Source organism: Plantactinospora mayteni (genome assembly GCF_016862935.1).
Lineage (GTDB): Bacteria > Actinomycetota > Actinomycetes > Mycobacteriales > Micromonosporaceae > Plantactinospora > Plantactinospora mayteni.
Map to the genome: position 1 here is coordinate 1 of NZ_BONX01000021.1, position 5,003 is coordinate 5,003.

Consider the following 5,003-nt stretch of genomic DNA (forward strand, 5'->3'; position numbering starts at 1 on the left):
TGCCCGTGTCCCGTACGGGCAACCGCCCCCGTTGACGGAAAGACGACCCACCATCGGGGCGGATCTTGCGGGCCACGCCCCCGGCATGTTGAAGCGGGCCGCTGTAATGGCTCCTCCGTCTGCCATCCACCCTGGACGGCCGGGCAGGGGTGACGGAAGATATTCGGACAACAGTAAACGTGGATACTCCGACCCCTGGCCGGTTTAAGAGAGGCGCTGAACATGAGTAATCTCCCGGCAAGACTCAAGGAACTGCGGGCCGAGCGTGGGGTTACTCAAGATCAGGTAGCCGACGCGGTGCAGGTCAGCAAGTCCTTGATCGCAGCCTTTGAGACTGCTCGTCATGTCCCTCGGGCGGAAACGGCAGTCGCCCTTGACGACTACTTTGGAACCGGAAACGAGCTTCAGAAGTTGGCCGTTGAGGCCAGGGCGAACCGGAAGCAAGCCCCGAACTGGTTCCGACCGTGGCGAGACGTTGAAGACGCGGCGTCGATGCTCCGCTACTTCCAAGCCACCCTGGTCCCCGGGCTACTCCAGACAGAGGCGTACGCGCAAGCCCTGTTCGCCAGCACGGGAACGCTGACCGCTGAAGAGATTGCGTCCCGGCTCGACTACCGGATGGAACGACAGAGCGCGATCCTTGATCGGGATGACCCGCCGTTTTGCGCGTTCATCCTGGATGAATCCGCGTTGCGGTGCGGGCACCCCGAGATCGCCAAGGATCAACTGCTGCACCTGGCCGACGCGGGCGCCCGCGCCAACGTCTTCGTCTACGTGGTTCCCGACGAAGCCGGGCTGCACGCGGGCCGCTCGGGGTCGTTCGCCCTGGGCACGATGCTCGGCGGAGGGATGGTCGGCTACCTGGAGGACTTCTACGAGGGTCGAGTCCTCGCCGAACCGACCCGCGTGGCCGTCCTCGACCGGACGTGGCAGGCTATTACGGCAGTCGCACTGCCGTGCGATCAGTCCAGAGACCTGATCTTGAAGATGGTGGATGAGAGATGACGACCGACTCCCCGAGCTGGCGGAAGTCCAACCGCAGCAATCAGTCCGGTGGGGACTGCGTAGAGGTTGCCGACAACCTCACCGGCGTCGTCCTGGTCCGGGACACCAAGGACCGGGATGGCGGCACGCTGACCTTCGGCCCGGCCGCCTGGCGCGCGTTCGTCAGCCTGGCGAAGAGCGTCTAGCTTCTCCGCGCGACCACACGGTTGAGCACCGGGCCGAGCTGGCGACGGTCCCACAGGGCGGCCCCGACTGTCCGGGCGTACGGCGTGTAACGACCATGACGCTAGGTCGGTCCGACATGGCGCCGACGGTACCGGAGTCCCGGCACCAGCGGGCCGGGCCAGCCGGCCGCAGAACGCCGAAAAGCCCCCGGCCCGGGGTACCCGGGGCCGGGGGTTTCGTCACCTCAGAGGCCGGCCGCCAGGAGGCGGCCCGGCACCCGAGCCGGGTAAACGGGTCACCGGCCGGTCAGCAGTCCGGCACCCGGCCAGTACGCCAGTTGCGCCACGGCCAGCACCGCCGGCAACAGCCAGTTCCGGACCAGTCCCATGACGGTACGACGATCGGGCCGGCGCGGCCCGGCGGGCCGGCTCGGGTTATGCCGCCGGGCCTGGTGCCGGTTCGGCGGCCCGGCCGATGTCCCGTTAGCGTCGACGGGGCACGCTTGGCCCCATGACAACCGCACCCGCGCCGGGTACCCCCTATCACCGGCTGGCCCGGACCGAACGGCACCGCTGGTGGCGTCCACCGCTCGGCACCCTGCTGATCCTCGGCGGCACCCTGCTGGTGCTCTGCCTGCTGATCGGCGTCGGCACCGCGATCGCCACCCTCGCCGGCCGACCGACCGGCCCGGACGGCCTACCGGCACTGGGCACGCTGGGCGATCTCGCACTGCTGCTGGTCAGCATCGCCGCCGCGCTGCCGTTCGTGCTGCTCGCGGCGCGCTGGGTGCAGGCCCGTCCGGCCGGTACGGTCTCCTCGGTACTCGGCCGGCTGCGCTGGCGCTGGCTCGGCTGGTGTGCGCTGGTCGCGGTGCCGGCGGTGCTGCTGTTGCTCGGCGGCAGCTTCGGCCTGCTCGCCCTGACCGGCGGGCTGGACGAGGGCGAGGACGCCGGCACCGGCTGGCCGGGCTGGGCCGGCTTCCTCGGCACGCTGGTCCTGCTGCTCCTGCTGGTGCCGTTGCAGGCCACCGCCGAGGAGTACGTCTTCCGGGGTTGGCTGTTGCAGGGCGTCGGTGCGTTCCTCCGGACACCGTGGCCGGCGATCTCCCTCCAGGCCGTACTCTTCGCGCTGGCCCACGGCTGGGGCACCGGATGGGGCTTCGCCGACCTGGCGGTCGTGGGTGGCGTACTGGGCTGGCTGACCATCCGTACCGGCGGCCTGGAGGCGGCGGTCGCGCTGCACGTGGTGAACAACCTGATCTCGTTCGTCGGCGCGGCGGCCCTCGGCCAGCTCGCCAGCGACGAGACGGCCGCGGACAGCCCCTGGGAGATGTTCGTGGTCAGCCTGCTGGTGCACGCCGGCTACGTGGTCGTGGTGCTCTGGCTGGCCCGCCGCCGCCAACTGCCGACCGTCGCACCCGAGCGCCCGGCCCCGCCACCGGCAACCGCACCGGCATATCCGACTGCGATTCCCGGGTATCCGCTCTCGATGCCCGCATACCCGACCGGCATCCCCGGACATCCACTCGCCCCGCCCGGGCATCCACTCGCCGCACCCGGACACCCGGCCGCCGCCCCCGGACATCCACTCGCCGCGCCCGGACACCCGGCCCCCGCACCCGGACACCCGCTCGCCGCACCCGGACACCCGCTCCCCGGATCTGGATATCCGGCGCCCGGGTCCGGGTATCCGGCGCCGGCCGTTCCGGAGCCGGCGCAACCGCCGAGAGCTGGGGAAACGCCGATCGGACCGGTCGGCTGACGCCGGCTGTCCCGACCGGTTACACCCGACGGGGTGGTTCCGGGCCGCCAACTGCGGGGGTGCGGCTCGGTCCAGCCCGACCGGCGGGCAGGATGGACGCCGTGGACGGGAACGAGATGCTGCTCTCCCCGGCTGGGGTGGACCAGCTCCGGACGGCACTGACCAGCACGGGCTACACGTCGAGCGGCATCGCCGACCGGCTCGGCCCGGCGGCGACCAGCGGACTGGCCCGCAACGACTTCCGGGCGGCGCTGCGGGTCACCGAGGACCGGGACCCGCTCGCCACCCTGATGCGGCTCTTCGTCTGCGCCCAGACCGAGCCGGAGGCGGCGGTACGGGCCGCCTTCGCCCCGCTGCCGCTCGCCGACGCGCTCGCCGGAGGGCTGCTCGAACGGGTCGGCGACGGACTGCGCCAGGGCGTCGACCTGGAGCCGTACGGCGACACCTGGTGGGTCCTCTCCGACGTACCGGCCAGTGCCCGGCCCGGCCAGCCGCTCGCCGCCGACCACGTGCTCGGGATCGGCGGGGCGACGACCACGCTGGTCGGGGCGACCGTCCGGCGCCCGGTCGGCAGCGCCCTCGACCTCGGCACCGGCAGCGGCGTGCAGGCGCTGCACCTGGCCGAGCACGCCCGCTCGGTGACCGCCACCGACGTCTCCGACCGGTCGCTGCGGTTCGCCGCGACCACCGCCGCGCTGAACGGACGCTCCTGGGAGCTGCTGAAGGGCGATCTGATCAGCCCGGTGGCCGGTCGCCGCTTCGACCTGGTGGTGAGCAACCCGCCGTTCGTGGTCGGCCCGGGCACCACCACGCACAGCTACCGCGACTCGGGCCGGGTCGGCGACGGGATCGCCGCCGAACTGGCCGCCGCCGCGCCGGGACTGCTCACCGAGGGCGGCACGATGCAGTACCTGGCCAACTGGTTGCACGTCGCCGGGGAGGACTGGGGCGAGCGGGTGGCCGGCTGGTTCGCCGGTACCGGCCTGGACGCCTGGGTGATCCAGCGCGAGGTCGCCGACCCGATGGCGTACGTCGACCTGTGGCTGGCCGACGCCAGCGAGGCGGCCGACCCGCACCGGGTGGCAGCCTGGCTGGACTGGTTCGACGCGCAGAAGGTGGAGGCGATCGGCTTCGGCGTGGTGAACCTGCGCCGGGGCGGCAACCCCGATCCGGTGGTACGGGTCGAGGACCTGCGGCAGGCCGTACAGCCGCCGATGGGCGAGCAGATCGCGGCCTGGTTCGACCGGCAGGACTGGCTGCGCGGCCGGGACGACGAGGCGCTGCTGGCCACCCGGTTCCGGGCGGTCGACGGGCTGAAGCTGCGCCAGGAGGCGTCGATGGGCGACGACGGCTGGGCGGTGGACCGGCAGGTTCTCGTCCAGTCGCACGGGCTGCGCTGGACCGAGGAGGTGGACCCGCTGGTGCTGGCCCTGGTCGGCGGGGCCAGCGGCCAGGTGCCGCTGCGCGAGCAGCTCGCGGTGCTGGCGCTGGCGCACGACGTACCCCCGGAGGACCTTGCCGACGCGGCCGGGCCGATCATCGCGCACCTGGTGGAGCGCGGCGTCCTGGCACCCGTGGCAGACTGACCGTCGTGCGGGCGGTGGTGCAGACGGTCAGCCGGGCCAGCGTGACGGTGGACGGCGAGGTGGTCGGTGCGGTCTCGGACGGCCTGCTGGTGCTGCTCGGGGTGACCCACGCCGACACCCCCGGCACCGCCGAGACGATGGCCCGGAAGGTGCACGAGCTACGCATCCTGGACGACGAGCGGTCCGCCGCCGACGTCGGGGCGCCGGTGCTGGTGGTCAGCCAGTTCACCCTCTACGGCGACGCCCGGAAGGGCCGCCGGCCCAGTTGGGGCGCGGCGGCCCCGGCCGAGGTGGCCGAGCCGCTGGTGACCGCGTTCGTCGAGGCGCTGCGGCTGCGGGGTGCCAAGGTGGAGACCGGTCGGTTCCGGGCGCACATGCTGGTCGAGAGCGTGAACGTCGGCCCGTGCACGGTGCTGCTGGAGCTGTGAGCGCCGACCCACGCCGGTCCGGCGGGTCGACGGTGTCGGGTCGCCTCAGCAGAACGGG

The 5,003-nt window shown here is 72.4% G+C and carries 5 protein-coding genes; all 5 read left to right on the forward strand.

Annotation, left to right across the window (positions count from 1 at the left end; genetic code table 11):
- Positions 1-222 precede the first annotated feature (222 nt).
- The 5 genes from Pma05_RS15960 (at position 223) to dtd (ending at position 4,945) form a co-directional block, all read left to right on the forward strand.
- Positions 223-1,005, forward strand: coding sequence for a helix-turn-helix domain-containing protein (locus Pma05_RS15960; RefSeq protein WP_203858208.1), 783 nt, complete (start codon positions 223-225; stop codon positions 1,003-1,005).
- Complete coding sequence (locus Pma05_RS15965; RefSeq protein WP_203858209.1) at positions 1,002-1,190, forward strand: DUF397 domain-containing protein; 189 nt, start codon at positions 1,002-1,004, stop codon at positions 1,188-1,190. Before Pma05_RS15960 ends, Pma05_RS15965 begins: the two co-directional genes overlap by 4 nt.
- Positions 1,191-1,680: 490 nt before the next feature.
- Positions 1,681-2,931, forward strand: a complete 1,251-nt coding sequence (locus tag Pma05_RS15970; RefSeq protein WP_203858210.1) for a CPBP family intramembrane glutamic endopeptidase — start codon at positions 1,681-1,683, stop codon at positions 2,929-2,931.
- 101 nt (positions 2,932-3,032) lie between these two features.
- The gene (locus Pma05_RS15975; RefSeq protein ID WP_203858211.1) at positions 3,033-4,517 is read left to right on the forward strand and encodes a DUF7782 domain-containing protein; all 1,485 of its coding nucleotides are present in this window, start codon (positions 3,033-3,035) and stop codon (positions 4,515-4,517) included.
- A 5-nt stretch (positions 4,518-4,522) separates the two neighbouring features.
- Positions 4,523-4,945 (forward strand): D-aminoacyl-tRNA deacylase, encoded by a 423-nt coding sequence (dtd, locus tag Pma05_RS15980; RefSeq protein WP_203858212.1) that lies wholly within the window; start codon positions 4,523-4,525, stop codon positions 4,943-4,945.
- Positions 4,946-5,003: the final 58 nt, after the last annotated feature.

Coding starts and splice junctions, on each gene's coding strand:
- Pma05_RS15960 (WP_203858208.1), top strand. CDS start 223: ATGAGTAATCTCCCGGCAAGACTCAAGGAACTGCGGGCCGAGCGTGGG.
- Pma05_RS15965 (WP_203858209.1), top strand. CDS start 1,002: ATGACGACCGACTCCCCGAGCTGGCGGAAGTCCAACCGCAGCAATCAG.
- Pma05_RS15970 (WP_203858210.1), top strand. CDS start 1,681: ATGACAACCGCACCCGCGCCGGGTACCCCCTATCACCGGCTGGCCCGG.